This window comes from Sellimonas sp., assembly GCF_047234585.1.
Lineage (GTDB): Bacteria > Bacillota > Clostridia > Lachnospirales > Lachnospiraceae > Sellimonas > Sellimonas caecigallum.
On record NZ_JBKSWG010000020.1, the window covers coordinates 26,823 to 45,572 of the forward strand.

At 50.7% G+C, this 18,750-nt stretch carries 14 protein-coding genes and 1 pseudogene; all 15 read left to right on the plus strand.

Annotation, left to right across the window (positions count from 1 at the left end):
- Window positions 1–36 precede the first annotated feature (36 nt).
- A pseudogene (locus ACLROL_RS09155) lies at window positions 37–171 on the plus strand (Maff2 family mobile element protein); the annotation flags it as partial.
- A 396-nt stretch (window positions 172–567) separates the two neighbouring features.
- Complete coding sequence (locus ACLROL_RS09160) at window positions 568–648, plus strand: Maff2 family mobile element protein (protein WP_021659611.1); 81 nt, start codon at window positions 568–570, stop codon at window positions 646–648.
- A gap of 69 nt (window positions 649–717) precedes the next feature.
- Window positions 718–1,584, plus strand: a complete 867-nt coding sequence (locus ACLROL_RS09165; protein ID WP_050625200.1) for a VirB6/TrbL-like conjugal transfer protein, CD1112 family — start codon at window positions 718–720, stop codon at window positions 1,582–1,584.
- Between the two features lie 17 nt (window positions 1,585–1,601).
- Entirely contained in the window at window positions 1,602–2,033 is a 432-nt protein-coding gene (locus ACLROL_RS09170) for a PrgI family protein (protein ID WP_118635563.1), read from the plus strand.
- The gene (locus ACLROL_RS09175; protein WP_330676935.1) at window positions 2,002–4,392 is read left to right on the plus strand and encodes a VirB4-like conjugal transfer ATPase, CD1110 family; all 2,391 of its coding nucleotides are present in this window, start codon (window positions 2,002–2,004) and stop codon (window positions 4,390–4,392) included. The genes ACLROL_RS09170 and ACLROL_RS09175 overlap by 32 nt, the downstream gene beginning before the upstream one ends.
- Window position 4,393: 1 nt before the next feature.
- Window positions 4,394–5,221 (plus strand): DNA-methyltransferase, encoded by an 828-nt coding sequence (locus tag ACLROL_RS09180; RefSeq protein ID WP_118635562.1) that lies wholly within the window; start codon window positions 4,394–4,396, stop codon window positions 5,219–5,221.
- Window positions 5,211–7,109 carry a C40 family peptidase gene (locus ACLROL_RS09185; RefSeq protein ID WP_413067724.1) on the plus strand — a complete coding sequence of 633 codons (1,899 nt, stop codon included), beginning with the start codon at window positions 5,211–5,213 and terminating at the stop codon, window positions 7,107–7,109. The genes ACLROL_RS09180 and ACLROL_RS09185 overlap by 11 nt, the downstream gene beginning before the upstream one ends.
- Window positions 7,110–7,121: 12 nt before the next feature.
- Window positions 7,122–7,376, plus strand: a complete 255-nt coding sequence (locus ACLROL_RS09190; RefSeq protein WP_118635560.1) for a DUF4315 family protein — start codon at window positions 7,122–7,124, stop codon at window positions 7,374–7,376.
- Window positions 7,366–8,091: a DUF4366 domain-containing protein gene (locus ACLROL_RS09195; RefSeq protein ID WP_118635559.1), complete on the plus strand. Its 726-nt coding sequence runs from the start codon at window positions 7,366–7,368 to the stop codon at window positions 8,089–8,091. The genes ACLROL_RS09190 and ACLROL_RS09195 overlap by 11 nt, the downstream gene beginning before the upstream one ends.
- Window positions 8,092–8,170: 79 nt before the next feature.
- Window positions 8,171–10,246 (plus strand): DNA topoisomerase 3, encoded by a 2,076-nt coding sequence (locus ACLROL_RS09200; protein WP_118635558.1) that lies wholly within the window; start codon window positions 8,171–8,173, stop codon window positions 10,244–10,246.
- Window positions 10,243–11,637: a YodL domain-containing protein gene (locus ACLROL_RS09205; RefSeq protein ID WP_182466461.1), complete on the plus strand. Its 1,395-nt coding sequence runs from the start codon at window positions 10,243–10,245 to the stop codon at window positions 11,635–11,637. Before ACLROL_RS09200 ends, ACLROL_RS09205 begins: the two co-directional genes overlap by 4 nt.
- Window position 11,638: 1 nt before the next feature.
- On the plus strand, window positions 11,639–12,217 hold the full coding sequence (locus ACLROL_RS09210) for a transposon-transfer assisting family protein (RefSeq protein ID WP_118635557.1): 579 nt from the start codon (window positions 11,639–11,641) through the stop codon (window positions 12,215–12,217).
- Entirely contained in the window at window positions 12,214–12,429 is a 216-nt protein-coding gene (locus ACLROL_RS09215) for a transposon-transfer assisting family protein (RefSeq protein WP_118635556.1), read from the plus strand. The genes ACLROL_RS09210 and ACLROL_RS09215 overlap by 4 nt, the downstream gene beginning before the upstream one ends.
- Window positions 12,430–13,272: 843 nt before the next feature.
- Complete coding sequence (locus tag ACLROL_RS09220; protein ID WP_118635555.1) at window positions 13,273–13,623, plus strand: TnpV protein; 351 nt, start codon at window positions 13,273–13,275, stop codon at window positions 13,621–13,623.
- Window positions 13,624–17,150: 3,527 nt separating this feature from the next.
- Window positions 17,151–18,750: SNF2-related protein (locus tag ACLROL_RS09225; protein ID WP_413067725.1), on the plus strand; the 1,600-nt coding region annotated here is incomplete at its 3' end.

Below are 18,750 nucleotides of genomic sequence, written 5' to 3' on the forward strand. Positions count from 1 at the left end.
CAATTTCCCGATATGCTTCGGTCACAGGTATTTTGTATGGATTTCTTTAATGAAGCGATTACCGTTCTCCAGACCCTCGTTGTTGCCCTCGGCGCTGGCCTTGGTATTTGGGGCGCGATTAACCTTCTGGAGGGTTACGGCAACGACAATCCCGGTGCCAAATCTCAGGGGTAATGAATGCCCTCCACGGACAAGTAATTGCCGTGAAGCGTGTGGTGAAAGTCCACACGATGACAGACTGAATTGCTGGGAACCCCTAAAGCCATGTGTGCCACAACACAGAGATGAAACAGGCTCCAATGTGATGGCTGCGAAAGCAGAAAGAAACACATGGATCGCGCAAGGTGCGAACCTAAACGCCGGTAAGAATGGGCAATCAGCAGCGAAACCTCGAACAGAGGGACGTTCAACGACTATCCTTTGCAGGAGTAGGGTCAAGCGGCCCGAAGAGGTCTGCCCCGCAATCAGCGGGTGAAGATATAGTCTGCGCCCATGTGAAAACATGGGGTGTTCGCCTGATAAAAGGTGGAACCGCGCTGGAATCGCGCACCGGCGTGAACAAAACGGATGAAACAGCTTATGGCGGGCGGCGGTGTTGCCCTGATCGGCATCACTCTCGTTCCGCTCCTGTCCGGTCTGTTTGGTTAATCGGAAACCCTGTAAATCCTCGCTCCGTCCCGCATAATGCGGGGCGGGCAGAAAGGAGGTCGCAGCCGGATGGATTTTATCTGGGAATCGATTACCGAATGGTTGAAAGAAGTGCTGGTCGGTGGGATTATGGATCATCTGTCCGGGATGTTTGATGCAGTCAACCAGCAGGTTGGCGATGTTGCGACGCAGGTGGGAACATCCCCGGCGAATTTCTCGCCGGGGGTCTTCTCTATGATTCAGAATGTGTCGGAATCTGTCATTATCCCGATTGCAGGCATTATTCTTACGATTATCGCCTGTTACGAACTGATCCAGATGATTATCGATCACAATAACCTTGCCAATTTTGAAACCTGGATTTTCTTCAAGTGGGTTTTCAAGACCTTTGTAGCAGTTATGCTGATCACCAACTGCTTTAATATTACCATGGCGGTGTTTGATGTCTGCCAGAACGTGATTAACGGAGCAGGCGGATTGATTTCAGATACCACAGCCATTGATGGAGCGGCTTTGGAAACTCTGGAAGAAACCCTGATGGAGATGGACATTGGCCCGTTGATTGGTCTGTTCCTCCAGTCGTTCCTGCTCAATGTCACCATGTGGGCGCTGAGTATCATTATCTTCATTATCGTGTATGGCCGGATGATAGAAATTTATTTGGCCGTGAGCCTTGCGCCGATTCCATTTGCCACATTCGGAAATCGGGAGCAAAGTCAGGTGGGACAGAATTACCTGCGCTCACTTCTGGCGCTTGGTTTTCAGGGATTTCTGATTCTGATCTGTGTCGGAATTTATGCGGTACTGATTCAGGGAATCTCTTTCAGCGATGACGTGATTGCCTCAATCTGGGGCGTAGTCGGCTACACGGTACTGTTATGCTTTACCTTATTTAAGACCGGCGCTCTCGCTAAGGGAGTGTTTTCCGCTCACTAGACTAGGAGGGATTCAAATTGGCAGCTTATATCTCGGTTCCCCGTGACCTTACACGGGTGAAATCAAAAGTATTATTCAATCTGACAAAACGACAGCTTCTCTGCTTTGGAGCCGGTGCGCTGGTGGGCGTTCCGGCTTTCTTCCTGTTAAAGCAGTCCGGCAATGTGTCGCTTGCCGCCATCGGCATGATGATTATCATGCTCCCCATGTTCTTTCTGGGGATGTATGAGAAACACGGCCAGCCGCTGGAAGTCATTGCAAAGCAGTTTATTGAAGCAAAATTTATTCGCCCGAAAGTCCGTCCCTATCAGACCAACAATTACTATGCGGTGCTGATGCGGCAGGCGTGGGCAGAACAGGAGGTACAGCGTATTGTTTGCTCTGAAAAACAGAAAAAAACAGACAGAACCCAGCGGAATGGCTCTGCCGGACACACTGACAAAGCGTGAGAAAAAGCAGATTCGCTCTGTCATTGAAAAGGCGAAGCGGGATGATGGCATTCCCCGCACGGCACAGCAGTCCATCCCGTTTCAGCGGATGTTCCCGGACGGCATCTGTCGGGTCAGTGACCGTTATTACACGAAAACCATTCAGTTTCAGGACATCAACTACCAGCTGGCTCAGCAGGAGGACAAAACTTCCATTTTTGAGGAATGGTGCGGCTTCCTGAACTTCTTTGACAGCTCCATCCACTTTGAGTTGTCCTTTATGAATATGGCTACTGATATGGAAAGCTTTGAACGCCGGATTCAGATTCAGCCCCGGCAGGATGGCTTCGATGATGTACGCCAGGAATACAGCCAGATGCTCCGTCAGCAGCTGGAACGTGGCAACAACGGGCTGACCAAAACCAAATATCTGACCTTCGGCATTGAAGCGGAATCCATGAAGCAGGCAAAGCCCCGGCTGGAGCACGTTCAGACAGACCTGCTCAACAACTTCCGACGCCTGGGCGTTTCTGCCCGGACATTAAATGGTAAGGAGCGGCTGCACCTGATGCACGCCATGTTCCACATGGGCGACCATGACAAGTTCTATTTCGACTGGAAGTGGCTTCCTGCATCGGGATTATCGGTAAAGGATTTTATTGCGCCCAGCAGCTTTTCTTTTCCCGGTGGAAAGACGTTCCAGATGGGATCGCTTTATGGGACTATGAGTTTTCTCTCCATTACTGCCTCTGATCTCAGCGACCAGCTGCTGAAGGATTTTCTGGATATGGAATCCAGCGAGATTGTAACAGTGCACATTCAGTCCGTAGACCAGAATAAGGCCATTAAGACCATTAAGCGCACGATCACAGAACTGGATCGCAGCAAGATCGAGGAACAGAAAAAAGCGGTTCGTTCGGGGTATGACATCGACATCATCCCCTCCGATCTGGCTACCTACGGGAAGGACGCAAAGGCGCTTTTGAAGGAATTGCAGAGCCAGAATGAGCGAATGTTCCTGATTACTTTTCTGGTGATGAACACCGGAAAAACGCTGCAGGAGCTGGAAACCAATGTGTTCCAGGCATCCAGCATTGCACAAAAGCACAACTGTAATCTGTGCCGCCTGGACTTCCAGCAGGAACAGGGGCTTATGAGCAGTCTCCCGCTGGCACAGAACCTGATTGAGATTCAGCGTGCGCTGACTACCAGCTCCACGGCTATCTTTATTCCGTTTACCACTCAGGAGCTGTTTCAGGACAGCCCGGAGGCGCTGTATTATGGCCTGAACGCGCTTTCCAACAATCTAATTATGGTTGACCGGAAGAAACTGAAAACGCCCAACGGTCTGATTCTCGGCACCCCTGGCTCCGGAAAGAGTTTTTCGGCAAAGCGTGAGATCACCAATGCTTTTCTTGCCACGGATGATGACATCATCGTGTGTGATCCTGAAAGCGAGTACACACCCCTTGTGACGCGCATGGGCGGTCAGGTCATTAAAATCAGCCCTGCCAGCACTCAGTATATCAACCCCATGGACATCAACAGCAATTACAGTGAGGAAGATAATCCCATTGCGTTGAAGGCAGATTTTATTCTGTCGCTCTGCGAATTGGTTGTGGGCGGCAAGGAAGGGCTGCAGCCGGTGGAAAAGACAGTCATTGACCGCTGTGTCCACCAGATTTATCAGCCCTACTTTGAAAATCCGGTGCCGGAGAATATGCCACTGCTGGAGGATCTCTACAATGCACTTTTGGCACAGGACGAAAAGGAAGCCCACCATGTGGCAACTGCACTGGAAATTTACGTCAAAGGTTCTCTGAACCTGTTCAATCACCGGACGAACGTAGATATTGAAAACCGGTTCGTCTGCTATGACATCAAAGAGCTTGGAAAGCAGCTGAAAAAAATCGGGATGCTGATTGTCCAGGATCAGGTTTGGGGACGGGTGACAAAGAACCGTGGACAGGGTAAAACCACTCGCTACTATATGGATGAGTTCCATCTTCTTTTGAAAGAGGAACAGACGGCTTCCTATTCCGTAGAAATCTGGAAGCGTTTCCGAAAATGGGGCGGGATTCCGACCGGAATTACGCAGAACGTCAAAGACCTGCTCTCCAGCCGCGAGGTGGAGAATATCTTTGAAAATTCTGACTTTATTATCATGCTCAACCAGGCCGCCGGTGACCGGCAGATTCTGGCGAACCAGCTGAATATCAGTCCCCACCAGCTTTCCTATGTAACCCATTCCGGTGAGGGCGAAGGTCTTCTGTTCTATGGAAACGTGATCCTGCCCTTCGTTGACCGCTTCCCGACAGATCTGGAGCTGTACAGCATCATGACATCGAAGCTGTCGGAGGTTATGGAACGGGAGGCGTAAGATGCCATTCAAAAATGAAGAGAGAATTTTTCCCAGGGACTATGAGAACAGAATTTTTTGTGAGGACTGTCTGACCTTTATGAAAGGGATTCCAGACGAGTCAGTTTTCCTGATTTTGACCGATCCCCCTTATGGCATCCATTACAGCAATCAGTTCGCGAAGAATCCGCACGCTATGCTTCCGGGAGATGATGGGATTGATTATCCTGCATTTGCCAGGGAGAGCTACCGCATTTTACGCATGAACAGCCATGCGTATTTTTTTACCCGTTTTGACTGCTATCCGTACCATTTTCAATGCCTGCAGGAAGCTGGCTTTACCATCAAAAATTGCCTGGTAATTGAAAAAGGAACGCTTGGAGGGATTGGCGATCTGAAAGGAAGTTATGCAAGCAGCGCAGAATGGGTGATCTTCTGTCAAAAAGGGCGGAGAATTTTTAACTCAACTACGCTTCTGGAAAACCGGAATAGAGAAGGCACCATGTTTCACAAGGGACGCCAACCCAGCAAACGGTATAAGACACGGTTTTCGGACTGCTGGTTTGGCTCAGAATACCCGAAGGCCACACATCATTCCATATGGCAGAAAAAGAATGGAATCTTTCATCCAACGGTAAAAAACGAAGTCTGTCTGCAGTGGCTGATTCAAATATCCAGTAATCCGGGTGATTTGGTATTCGATGGATTTATGGGAACGGGAAGTACAGCGCTGGCTGCGATTCAATCTGGACGAAAATTTACCGGAACGGAAATTTCAGAGGAATATTGGAAAATCGCTCAAGATCGGATTCGGGAGATCAGAAAGGGGGTGCGGTCGGATGAAGAATAAAACCACACGCCTGCGGTTTGAAGAAGAGGAACTGGCGAATAAGCCGGTTGCCCGTGCGGCGAAGAAAGCGGAACGGGCTGCGGATAAGGCGGATGCCGCAAAAGCCCGGCTGCCCACAAAGAATAAGCTGAAGCATGAGAAAGATAAGGCAGCTGACCGCAAGGAACAGCTGCGCTTTGGCAAAAAGGATAATTCCAAAGATGCGGATACTTCTCAAAAGGTAGCCGGTCAGGCAAGAAAGAAAGCAGTACTAGATCGGAAGAAACCGGTGGGCAAAAAGGAAGGCAAGCAGAAAGCTGGCACAGCAGGTGTAAATGAGCATTTACGCTTCGATGATTCAGCAGTGGATGTAGTGTCTCCCGGCAGCCGTATCAGCCGCACTGCTTCCCATGCGGTGACCGGTACGCTTGCTGGCCGTGTACACCATGAAATTGCGGAAAACGAGGATGACAACGTGGGTGTACATGCGGCACATCAGAGCGAAGAATTTGCGGAAGGCGCTGCACGGACTGTTAGTAATGTCCGGTACGGTCATAAGCTGAAAGCCTACCAGAAAGCAGCCCGACTTGACCGGAAAGCAGACAAGGCAAATGTGGAAGCCCTTTATCAGCAGGCGGTAGCGGACAACCCGGAAATTGCATCCAATCCCATTTCTCGTTGGAAGCAGCGCCAAGAAATTAAAAAGCAATATTATGCTGCAAAAGCTGCTCAGGGGGTTGCCTCTGGTTCTAAGGCTGCCGGTGGTGCGGCAAAAGGCACCGAAAAAACTGCTCAGGGAGCGAAAACACTGCTGGAACGGCTCAAAAAATTTGCCGTCCAGCATACCCATGCCATGATTATTATCCTAGTATTTGCTTTGCTTTTTCTGATGGTTTCCGGGGCGTTTTCTTCCTGTTCTGCCATGCTGCAGGGCGGTACTGGCTCTTTGCTGGGAACTTCCTTCACCGCTACAGATGAAGACATTACCGGAACCAATGAGGACTATAAGGCACTGGAAGCCGCACTGAAAAATGAGATTGACAATATCGAATCCACGCATCCCGGTTATGATGAATACCGGTATCAGCTGGATGAGATCAACCACAATCCTTATGAGCTGACTGCCTACCTGACTGTTTTGTTTGAAGATTATACCAGAGCAGAGGTTCAGGAAACCTTACAGGCACTGTTTGACCGGCAGTATACGCTGACACTGGAGGAAGAAGTGGAGGTGCGTACACGCACGGAGACGCACACTCATACAGTGACCGATCCGGAAACCGGTGAAACCTCGGAAGAAGAATATGAGGTTGAGGTGGAATACAACTATTATATTCTCAATGTTACCCTCAGGAACAATGGGCTGGGGACAGCAATCGCTGCTTCAGCACTGACGGAGGATCAGCAGGAACGATATAACATCCTGCTGCAGACCCAGGGCAACCGTCCCTATCTGTTTGAAGATGATATTTATGCCACGCCTACCGGCCCTTATACAGACTATGATATTCCGGGGGAAGCTCTGACCGATGAAAAATTCGCCAATATGATCCACGAGGCAGAAAAGTATCTTGGATTTCCTTATGTTTGGGGCGGAAGTTCACCCAGTACCAGCTTTGACTGTTCTGGTTTTGTCTGCTGGGTAATCAACAACTGCGGCAATGGCTGGAATGTTGGCAGAACCACTGCAAACGGTCTTATGAGTTCCTGTGATATTATTCCCGCCAGTGAGGCACAGCCCGGCGATCTGATCTTCTTCCAGGGAACGTATGATACTGCCGGGGCCAGCCATGTGGGAATTTATGTGGGCGGCGGGATGATGATCCACTGTGGAAATCCGATCTCTTATGCTTCGATAGAAATAAGTTACTGGCAATCTCATTTTTATGCGTATGGACGCATTCGTTGAGGAGGTATGTGAATGAGTGCAAAATTGGATCGAATCGGCGAAGAACGGGATAAAGCTCTTCGCAGGCGGGAAGAATGGGATGCCCGTTATAAAGAACTGGATAAACGGTATCGGGAACAGGAAAACACGGAGATTCATGACCTGGTTCATGCGTTTAACCTGACTCCGGAACAGTTGGGGCAGCTGCTGCGCCAGACTGCGCAGTCTCTTCCCTCTCCGGAAGCAGTGAATCAGGTGGTAAAGGAGGATACCACGGATGAAGATTAAAAAGTTTTTCGCGTTGCTTTTGGCTATGACCCTTTGTATGGGTGTATTTTCGGTAAACGCCTACGCATATGTGGACGAAAGCGCTGCGGCAGAATCGCAGCCGGTTCAGGAAGAAGCGGTGCTGGAGGAAACTCCTGAGCCGGAGCCGACAGAGGAACCCATGGAAGCCCTGACGCCGGATGGCAATCTGACGATTGTAGACGACAACGGCAGTGCGACAGGGGCTGGGAAGCAGTTCATCACATTGGTGAGCAAGAACGGCAATTATTTTTACCTGATTATTGACCGTGACGATGAAGGAGAACAAACCGTCCACTTCCTCAATCAGGTGGATGAAGCCGATCTTCTCAGCCTGATGGATGAGGATGCGGCGGCACAGTATCAGGAAAGCCTGGAAGTTGAAACAGAACCGGAAACTCCTGAGACAGCTGTACCGGAACCCGAGCCGGAACCGGTAGAGGAACCAGAAGAAAAATCCACGAATATGCTTCCGATTGTTGTGCTGCTTGCGGCAGTGCTGGCCGGTGGCGGCGGATTCCTGTTTCTCCAGATGAAGAAAAAGAAACAGGCGGAACAGACAAAGCCTGATCCGGACGCAGATTATACTGAAGACGAGGATGATGATTTTGAACTGCCGGATGAGGATGATGTGACTGACGGTGAAGAAATTGACTCTGAGGATGAGCCAGAGGATGACAACGAGGAACAGATGTAGTCCGGCGTAGCTTGTATTTCCTCGGAAGGGTAGCTTGTGGGCTACCCTAACATAAAAAAGAAAAAGGAGTGAATTGCTCATGCTCAAACTCGTGGTTTGTGAGAAGCCCTCAGTCGCTCAGAGTATCTCAAAAGTGCTGGGAGCAACAAAGCGCGGCGATGGCTTTCTGGAAGGCGGCGGTTACATTGTCAGCTGGTGTATCGGCCATTTGGTGGAATTGGCGCAGCCGGAAAGCTATGAAGAACGCTATGCTAAATGGCGAAAGGAAGACCTTCCGATTCTGCCCCATTCCTGGAAATACCAGGTGACAGCGGCAACAAAAAAACAGTTCTCCATTTTAAAGAAGCTGATGTTACGTCCAGATGTGGAGAGTCTGGTCTGCGCAACCGATGCAGGGCGCGAAGGTGAACTAATCTTCCGTCTGGTCTATCATCAGTGCGGATGCAAAAAGACCTTTGAACGCCTCTGGATTTCTTCTATGGAAGACACTGCGATCCGGGAGGGCTTTGCCAATCTGAAACCGGGGACAGAATACGATGCTTTATATGAAGCTGCCCTCTGCCGGGAACGTGCCGACTGGATTGTCGGAATCAACGCGACCCGGCTTTTTTCATGCCTGTATGGTATGACCCTCAATGTAGGGCGCGTGATGACTCCCACGCTTGGCATGGTGGTACTGCGGGAAGCAGCCATCTCCGCTTTTGTGCCGGAGCCGTTTTATACAGTACAGCTTACGGTAAATAATTTTACTGTTTCCAGTGAGCGATTCAAAGAAAAAATGGATGCAGAATTGTGCCGCAAAGCCTGTCAGGAAGCGGGAACGGCAACTGTCTGTAAAGTGGAGCGCCGGGAAAAATCAGAGAAGCCGCCAGCTCTCTATGACCTGACAACACTTCAGCGGGAAGCCAACCGTCTCTTCGGCTTTACGGCACAACAGACGCTGGACTATACGCAGAGCCTTTATGAAAAGAAACTGGTAACGTATCCCCGCACGGACAGCCGGTATCTGACCGAGGATATGGCCGTATCGCTTCCGGGACTGGCAGAAAACAGCGCTCTGGCGTTTGGTGTTCAGCCGCCCGCTGCGGTTCATGCAAGCGCAGTAATCAACGGGAAAAAAGTTACCGATCACCATGCCCTGCTCCCCACGACAAGCATGGCGAAAGCTGACCTTGCGGCTCTGCCTGCCGGTGAACAGTCTGTCTTGCGGATGATCGTAGCAAGACTTCTTGCCGCTGTAAGCGAGCCGCACCGGTATGCGGAAACTGCCGTGGAGCTAAGCTGTTCCGGTACTGTCTTTTCTGCCAAAGGGAAAGAAATTCAGGATGATGGTTGGAAAGAGGTGGAACGTCAGCTTCTTCCGAAAGAGGAAAAAGCTGCAAAAGTGCTTCCGCCATTAGCAGAGGGAGAAGCACTTCCCATTGAGAAAACAGAAATAAAAGAGGGGAAAACTTCTCCGCCGAAGCATTTCACCGAAGACCTACTCTTACAGGCAATGGAAGCAGCCAGCGCCGATGACTTTCCAGAGGATGCGGAACGGAAAGGAATTGGCACTCCTGCCACCCGTGCCGCCATCATCGAAAAACTGGTTCTGAAAGGCTTTTTGGAGCGCAAAGGCAGCGGTAAGGTAAAGACGCTGATACCCACAGAAAAAGGAAAAGCCTTAATCACCGTAACGCCGGAGCAGCTCCAGTCCCCTGCTATGACAGCAGACTGGGAGGAAAAGCTGTCGGAGGTGGAACACGGCGAATATGCGCCGGAAACTTTCATGGATGAGATTTCCGGCATGATTATGGAACTGGTCAACAACTATGAGATTGTGAAAGGAGCCAAAGTGCTTATGCCTGGTACAACTGTAATCGGAACCTGCCCTCACTGTGGGGCTGAAGTCATAGAACGTCAGAAGGGATGGTTTTGCTCCAATCGGGAATGCCGCTTCATTCTCTGGAAAGACAACGCCTACTTCAAGAAAATTGGCAAACGCCTCACTGCTCAGATGGCGGAACGGCTGGTACGGGACGGAAGAATCCGCGTGAAGGACTGCAAAAGCCAGAAAACCGGAAAAACCTACAATGCTTCTGTTCTGCTGTCCACCGAAGCAGATGGACGTCCGAAATTTCAGCTGGAATTTGAAAGCGGAGGTGGCGGGAAATGAGTGCGGAAAAGTTAGAAGCGGTTTATCTGGTAGACCGCCAGTTTTTTCTCCACATCAAGGAAACGGAAAGCGGCTTTCAGTATGAAGCGTTCCATCGGAGCGATAAGAAAGAAAATTACTCCGGGATGCTGACCTGGGAAGACCTTCTGGAGAGTCGAATTGCCTCCCCGCTGGCAGCTGCACGGGTAGCCGCCTGTGAAGAGATTGGACTGGAAGGTCAGGAAGTGGCGAAAGTATCCCTACTGTCCCTGCTTCCGTATCCTCGGTCAGAGATTCGACGCCGAAGCCTTCAGGAACCAGCCAGTCTTCCCTCCCACGATATTCGCTTTATCGACAGCCGGTACAAGGAACTGTTCCGTATCCCGGACGGAGGGACAATTCAGGTGGATTATCCGGATCGACATTATGCAGCCAAATGCAGCTACATTGACGATTATCATACCCAGGTTGGAAACAACGTCTACCACATTTGCCAGTTTGCAGAGATTCTGGAACGCGGCGGCGGAACCTGCCGCCCGGAACCGGAGCTTGACCGGGATACTGCCGCGTGGCAGCTGGGAAGTCAAAACTATCTGACAGTGGAACGCAGTCCGTCAGGGTGGGCGTACCATTTATACGATCAGGGATTTCATTCGGTAGCTGCCGGAGAAGTGGGCGGACTGGAAACTTCGATTCTGGAAGCCCGTGATCAGGCGATGGAACAATGCAGGCTTAGCAGCCGCAATCGAGAACTGACCGATTATGACCGGGAAGAATTTCACAGGAGGGAGTTTATGTCACAGGATAAAATTGAAAAGTGGGACGAAGTAAACGGTAATACGGGAAACAACGGCAGGTTAGAAACCTTTCTGGAAAGCGCCGGGGACAACTATGCGATTTTACAGCTGCGCGACATTGAAGAAACACGCATGGAGCGCTTTTCATCTCTGCGGATGCTGGAACGAATGGATATGGAAGTGAATATTGACCATTATGAAGTGGTGTATATCGCACCGCTGCCGATTCACACAAACCGTCCCGCCTTTCTGGAAAGCGTCTTCGAGAAATTTAATCTGGATCGCCCGGATGATTTTAAGGGACACAGCCTTTCGGTCAGCGATATTGTTGCCATCCGTGAAAATGGTGCGGTATCCTGTTATTACTGTGACAGTACCTGCTTTCAGGAACTTCCCGGACTTATCCCGGAGAATTACCTGAAAAATGCGGAAATGCAGCTTGAGGATGATTACGGTATGATCGACGGCGTTGTTAATAATGGCGCAAAAGACTGTAAGGAGAAAGCGGCAAAGGATAAAGCTGAGAAGCCTTCTGTGGTGGAGCAGCTGAAAAACCAGCCACACTGTGAGGTCAGAAAGAAATCCACGGTCAAATACACGGAACAGGAGCGATGATATGGGGAATGATCGCTATCAAATGACACTGGAGGAAATACCGGGAATTATCTTAGATATCCGGCAGAAAGGCGCTCTTATGGGAACCTCAACAAATCGCATTGAGTCAGGATATTTGCTTTCCAATGGAACTGCTTTGTTGGAAAATGAGAAGGACGAAAACGGCTTCTATGTGGGAGGGAACTATGTGAATGGAGAGTATCTCAAATCTCAGGAACGCTATGAGCCTGTACGGAATAAAGACGGTGCCATTACCGGTTTCCGGCAGATGAGCGCTTATCTCCATCAGTTTTCCGGAGAGGAACAGAAACTCATTTTTCAGTACGCCTTGAATACGAAAAACAAATTGCTGGAAGATCTGGAGCAAATCTTAAAGATAGTGAAAAATCAGCAGCTTCGGCAGCTCGTTTCCGGTACCTGTGAAAAATTTGCCAGAATCCCGGATCGGGAATGTATTCGGCTGATGGCTGATATCCGGGCTGCTTATAAAGAAAGAAATCTGGAGTCAATCCGTCAGAGGCAGAAGGCGGCGCAAAGAAAACCAGCTATGAGAAAAAGAAAAAGGAGCTTGGAACGATGAAGACATTTACTTCCAAAGAAATGAATCTGATGTGCCTGTACAATTCCGGCACCCGTCTGGAGTTGGTCGAAAATCTGACGGATATGCGGGGCTATCTGCAGGCCGATGAAACAGAGCTGCTGACACTGACCGACTGTGTGCTGGAAAAGCTGCGACAGATGAACGATCAGGAGTTTTCGGCACTGGATTTGTACCCCGATTTTATGGACTGACAAGAAGTTAAATACTGCCGGGATGGAAAACACTGTCCCGGCTCTTTTCTGCTGTAGGGAAGGAGGTCAATATGTGGAGTAAAGCAGATTTTTATTCGGCGGTTGCAAAAGAAACTCTGGAAGGACTGACAGCCAGCTGGCAGGAATGGGCAAAGTTCCTTACCACGGCTTCCCGGCTGTATAAGTATCCGTTCATGGATCAGATGATGATTTACGCACAAAGGCCGGATGCCACCGCCTGCGCAGAATACGATTTATGGAATGACAAGATGAACCGCTACGTCCGGCGCGGGTCAAAAGGGATTGCCCTTTTAGATGAGCGTGGTGACAAACTGCGTCTGCGCTATGTATTTGATGTGGCAGATACGGGAACAAGGGAAAATTCGCGAACGCCTTGGCTGTGGACAATGGAGGATCAGCATATCGTTCCCATTATGGCTATGCTGGAACGAAACTACGGCGTTGGTGGAGCTGACCTGGGCGAACAGATTGCGGCGGCCGCCCGAACTCTGGCAGACGAGTATTGGGCAGATAACCAGAAGGACTTCTTCTACATCGTTGACGATTCCTTCTTAGAAGGGTACGATAATTACAACATCGGAATCCAGTTTAAGACAGCAGCCACCGCCAGCATCACTTATACGGTACTCAGCCGGTGCGGTTTGAATCCAGCGGAATATATGGGGCATGAGGACTTCATGCCGATCTTCGACTTCAATACCATTCCGGCGGTGATGGCACTGGGTTCCGCTGTGAGCCAATGCAGCAGGCAGATTCTCCTGCAGATCGGAGACACCATTCGGACTGCGGAGCGGGAAGCCATTGAGGAAAGGAGAAAATGGGATGAAGAACACCTTAACCTACACGAGGAACGGGGATTACCTGATTCCGAACCTGAAACTGGACGAGCAGCCGGAGAAGCCCCTGGGCAAATATGGACGGATGCGCCGGGCATATCTGAAGGAGAACCGCCCGCTTCTGTACAATCAGTTCCTGCTGAACGGGACGCTGTATCCGCACCTGTTGGAGATCGAGGAGACGGCAAACCAGAGGTTGGAGCTGATAATGAACCAGCTTCTGGAGAAAGACCCGGCTCCGGACAAGAAGCAGAGCGCGATGGCGTGGGTACAGCACATGAACGCACTGAAAGCCCAGGCCGAGGAAGTGATTTTGACGGAGCTTATCAACAGCTAAGTTTTACTTTTCCAGAAGAAGCCCCCACCGCCAAACAGTCCACGAAAGGATCGAGCGAACCATCGCCCGGTCCTTTTTCTGTGCCTGAAAATCAGGATAACAAAAAGGACGCAGAAAACGCCGCCTCCGAAGAAACAGCGGAACAACAGGAAGTTCCTGACCTGAGCCAGTACCCGATTACCCGCCGTGGTGATGATATTACCATCGGAACCGGCAATGCCACTCATGTGGTAGACATCACGGTGTCGGAAGAAGAATATAAAGCAATCAAACAGGCCATTCCGGAAGAACCGGCATACGATCCCGCTTCGCTGCCGTATCACATGGGAGATACCGTTTACCTGGATAATCAGGAATATCGGATTACCGAACTGCGGGAAGACACGGTGCAGCTCCTTCCTAATGGGGTGACTTACCCTGTATTCCGTGCAGAAAGCCGGGAACGGTTCGAGGGACTGCTTCGGCAGGACAGCCGCAACGGCGCTGTAACGGAGTATCTTGCCCCCAATCCGTCAAATGTCGATCAGGATTTGCTGGAAGTGCTGGCTTCTGGTCTGCTCTCTGCGCAGGATAAAGAGTATATTTCTGGCTGGCTGCGGGATGGGGAAGGCAATACCCGGATTGCACAGCGGCTTTCAGAACTGTTTGCAAACCGGGCGGAAACGATGGAACTGGCTACCGGGGACACGGCAGATTTCCGCACCTACACCACCGGTATCGAAGTGGAGATTCTGGACAGTGAAGAACGCAGGCTGGCGGCGCTGGGCGGCAGCTGGGGCGACATGGCTCCCATTTTTCGCGGACTGTATATCCATGAGCAGGAAGGCTTTTATCAGAACCCGGAAGGTTACCGGCAAAAGCAGACGGTACTTGAGGGACAGCCGTCCTACCAGGTAGGCGATTCTGTCTTCCTGCCTGCGCCTGATCAGCCTATCAGCGGCACTCTTGGTTACGTTGGCGACACCACTGTGCGGATTGATACCGGCCCATATTCCTGGAGTAACAAGGTTATGGGGCGCAGTCAGTTTGAAGAACTTCTCCGTCAGGATGAGCGAAACGCCAGCCTGTTTGTGCAGGAAGAAAAAGAATCATCCACACCAGAATTACCGGAACTGACAACGGAGCCGGAAACTATTTATCCTGCCGAACAAAACGAACTGCCTTATGATATTGTGGTGGAACGGTTGCGCATAAACGAGGCGGAACGTCCGGAACCAGAGCCTGTTGCTGTAAACTTCCGCATTACCGATGAACACCTGGGCGAAGGCGGGCCGAAGCAGAAATTCCGCGCCAACATCATGGCAATCCAGCTTCTGAAAAAATGTGAGGAAGAAAACCGCCCGGCTACGCCGGATGAGCAGAAAATCCTTTCCGGGTATGTCGGCTGGGGCGGCCTTGCAGATGCTTTTGATGAGCGTAAAGGTAACTGGGCAACGGAATACCTGGAACTGAAAACTGTTCTGACACCGGAGGAATATACAGCGGCCAGGGCTTCTACCTTGAATGCACATTACACCAGCCCCACGGTGATCCACGCGATTTACGATGCCGTGGAGCAGATGGGCTTCCGTCAGGGCAATATTCTGGAGCCGTCCATGGGCGTAGGAAACTTCTTCGGTCTTCTGCCGGAGAGTATGCAGCAGAGCCGTCTTTACGGTGTGGAGCTGGACAGCATTTCCGGGCGTATTGCAAAAAAGCTGTATCCCAATGCAGAGATCACTGTTGCCGGATTTGAAACCACTGACCGTCGTGATTTTTATGATTTGGCGGTTGGCAATGTCCCCTTTGGCGATTATAAGGTCAATGATAAACCTTACAATAAGCTGGGATTTTCCATTCACAACTATTTCTTTGCCAAAGCGTTGGATCAGGTGCGTCCGGGAGGTGTGGTTGCTTTTGTGACCAGCCGTTATACTATGGATGCCAAAAGCCCGGAGGTGCGCAAATACCTGGCACAGCGGGCGGAACTTTTAGGGGCGATCCGTCTGCCGAACAATGCATTCCGTGCCAATGCCGGTACGGATGTGGTATCGGATATTCTGTTCCTGCAAAAGCGGGAACACCCCATCGACCTGGATGCGGACTGGATTCACCTTGGACGCAACGAGAACGGGCTGACCTTAAACAGCTACTTTGTGGAGCATCCGGAGATGGTGCTGGGACGGCTTTCCACCGAAAGCACTCAGTATGGCAAAGAGGAATGTACGGTGCTGCCCATTGACGGCGCTGATTTAAGCGAACAGCTGAAAGACGCGATTTCCCATATCCATGGAGAATACGTGGCTCAGGAGCGGGAAAATCCGGAACTGGAGGATAATGCCTCTGTACTGCCTGCAGATCCGACGGTAAAAAACTTTTCCTACACGGTGGTAGACGGCGAAGTGTATTTCAGGGAAAATTCCATTATGTCGCCGGTTGACTTAAACGATACCGTAAAAGGCCGGGTCAAAGGCATGGTGGAACTGCGTCAGATCGTCAATGACCTGATTGAGTACCAGCTGGAAGACTATCCACAGGAAGCTATCGAGGCCAAACAGCAGGAACTAAATACCGCCTACGATGCCTTTACCCAAAAGTATGGGTTGATTAACAGCCGTGGCAACGAGAAGGCATTTTCAGAGGATTCTTCCTACTATCTGCTCTGCTCGCTGGAGAATATTGATGAAGATGGAAATCTGGAAAGCAAAGCCGATATTTTCACCAAACGCACCATCCGTCCGGAACGTCATGTGACCCATGTGGATACGCCCAGCGAAGCACTGGCGGTTTCCATCGGAGAACGTGGCAAGGTAGACATTCCGTTTATGGCAGAACTGCTGGGGAAAGCGGATGATTTCGAGGCCGTCACCGGCGAGTTGACTGGCGTGATTTTCCGTGATCCCATGGCACCGGAAGCGCCGGAACTTGGCTGGCAGACTGCGGATGAATATCTGTCCGGTAATGTGCGCGATAAGCTGCGGATTGCACGGCTTGCAGCACAAACCGATCCGCAGTACACGGTTAATGTGGCTGCGCTGGAAAAAGCTCAGCCCAAAGATTTGGAAGCCTCGGAGATTGAGGTGCGCCTGGGCGCTACTTGGATTGATCCAAAGTATATCCAGCAGTTTATGGAGGAAACTTTTGAGACACCCTTCTATCTCCGCCGTGCCATTGAAGTGAAGTTTTCTACGATTACGGCAGAATGGCAGATTTCCGGTAAAAGCAGTACCGGGCGGCATGATGTGGCAGCCTATGTGACGTATGGCACAGATCGGGCGAACGCCTATAAGATTCTGGAGGATACTCTGAATCTGAAAGACGCCCGGATTTACGATACCATTGAAGATGCAGAGGGCAATAAAAAGCGTGTCCTCAACAAAAAGGAAACGACCCTCGCTCAACAGAAACAGCAGGCAATCAAGGACGCTTTCCGGGACTGGATCTGGCGTGACCCGAAACGCAGAGAAACACTGGTGGCAAAGTATAATGAACTGTTCAACAGCACCCGTCCCCGCGAATATGACGGCAGCCACATTCATTTTGTCGGCATGAACCCGGACATTAAGCTGCGGCCTCATCAGCGGAATGCCATCGCTCATGTGCTGTATGGCGGCAATACACTGTTGGCACATGAGGTAGGAGCCGGGAAAACCTTTGAAATGGCTGCTTCTGCAATGGAAAGCAAACGGCTGGGACTGTGCCAGAAGTCGATGTTTGTGGTTCCCAACCACCTGACTCAGCAGTGGGCGAATGAATTCCTGCGGCTTTACCCCAGCGCGAAACTTCTGGTGACAACGAAAAAAGATTTTGAAACAGCAAAACGGAAGAAATTCTGTGCTCGTATTGCTTCTGGGGATTATGATGCGATCATTATCGGTCACAGTCAGTTCGAGAAAATTCCCATCTCTGCGGAGCGGCAGGAACGGCTCTTACAGGAACAGATTGATGATGTAACCGAAGCGCTGGACGAGCTGAAGCGAAGCCGGGGCGAGAATTTTACCATCAAGCAGATGGAGAAGACCCGGAAGTCTCTCCAGGCAAGATTGGATAAACTGCTGAACACAGATCGGAAGGATGATGTGATTACCTTTGAGCAGCTTGGCGTAGACCGGCTGTTTGTGGATGAGAGTCAGGCATACAAAAACCTGTTCTTATACACAAAAATGCGAAATGTGGCAGGATTATCCACATCGGAAGCCCAGCGAAGCAGCGATATGTTTATGAAGTGCCGGTATCTGGATGAAGTTACCGGCGGGCGCGGCGTAGTATTTGCCAGCGGCACTCCCGTCTCCAACAGTATGACGGAATTGTACACCGTCATGCGCTACCTCCAGTACAACACCTTACAGCAAAAGGGACTCACCCACTTTGACTGCTGGGCGTCCACCTTCGGGGAAAGCACTACGGCGATTGAATTGGCTCCGGAAGGAGCCGGATACCGGGCAAGAACCAGGTTTGCAAAATTTTTCAATCTGCCGGAACTGATGAACCTTTTTAAAGAAGTCGCGGATATAAAAACCAGTGACCAGCTGAATCTGCCGGTACCGGAAGCAAAGTTTGAGACGGTTGTGGTGCAGCCCTCGGAGATTCAGAAAGAAATGGTTGCGGCGCTCTCGGAGCGGGCGGCTGCCGTCCACAGCGGGCAGGTTGATCCGTCCCAGGACAATATGCTCAAAATTACTTCGGATGGCAGGAAAATCGGGCTTGACCAGCGTCTGATGAACCCGCTCCTGCCAGATGATCCGAACAGCAAGCTCAATGCCTGTGTGGGAAATGTGTTCCGGATATGGGAGGAAGGAAAGGAAAGCCGTCTGACGCAGCTCCTGTTCTGCGATATGAGCACCCCAAAAGATGACGGTACGTTTAATGTCTATGACGACATCAAGGCAAAGCTGATCGCACGGGGCGTTCCTGCAGAAGAAATTGCTTTCATTCATGATGCGGACAACGAGGTAAAGAAAAAAGAACTCTTTGCTAAAGTGCGCACGGGTCAGGTGCGGGTGTTGCTCGGCTCCACGCAGAAGATGGGGTCTGGCACCAACTGCCAGGACTTGCTTGTGGCTGTCCATCACCTGGATGTGGGCTGGCGTCCTTCCGATGTAGGACGGATTTTGCGGACATTCAAAATAAAAAAGAATGTGGAGGTAA